General features: G+C 33.0%; 1 pseudogene. It reads left to right on the top strand.

The annotated features are described in order from the left end of the window. A pseudogene (locus ACFO3U_RS14055) lies at window positions 1-896 on the top strand (OmpA family protein); the annotation flags it as partial.

Below are 896 nucleotides of genomic sequence, written 5' to 3'. Positions count from 1 at the left end.
ATATGTTTAAGAAATTAGGTAATGCTTATTACTTCAATGCAGAATTAGACAAAGCAGCTCAGTGGTATGGAAAACTAATGGACTTAAATCAAGAAGTGGAGCCTGAATATTATTTTAGATATTCACAATCCTTAAAATCGTTAGGAGAATATACAAAAGCTAACGAAATGTTAGAAAAATTCAACCAAGCAAAAGCAGATGATTCTCGTGCTCAAAAATACGAAGCAACGAAAAATTATCTAGAAATCATTGAAGAAAATTCAGGTCGATATGCTGTTGAAAACGCAGGAGCTATCAATTCAAAATATTCTGATTATGGTTCAGCTTTTTTGGGTGAAGAATTAATTTTCGCTTCAGCGAGAGATACTGGAGGAATTTTTAAAAGAAAACACAAATGGACCAATCAATCGTTTACCAATTTGTATCAATCAAAAGTAAATGGTGATGGAAATTTAGAAGAAGCCGAAAAATTCTCAAAGTCAACCAATTCAAAGTTCCATGAATCTACACCTGTTTTTACAAAAGATGGAAAAACAATGTACTTTACCCGAAACAACTATGTAGATGGGAAAAAAGGAAAAAGTGGTGAAAAAGTAATACTCTTAAAAATCCTAAAAGCTACTTTGGTAGATGACAAATGGGAAAATGTTGTTGAATTACCTTTTAATAGCAATGAATATAGCACAGCACATCCAGCACTTTCACCAGATGATAAAACCTTATACTTTGCTTCAGATATGCCAGGAACACTTGGAATGTCTGACTTATATAAAGTATCAATCAATGGAGAAAGCTATGGAGAACCAGAAAATTTAGGACCAGTTTTCAACACAGAAGCTAGAGAAACATTTCCATTTATGAGTGACGAAAACGAATTATACTTTGCCTCAGACGGA

Source organism: Flavobacterium ponti (assembly GCF_042652765.1).
Lineage (GTDB): Bacteria > Bacteroidota > Bacteroidia > Flavobacteriales > Flavobacteriaceae > Flavobacterium > Flavobacterium ponti.
The sequence above is the reverse complement of the archived record's forward strand: the minus strand, read 5'-3'. Positions and strand labels throughout refer to the sequence as shown.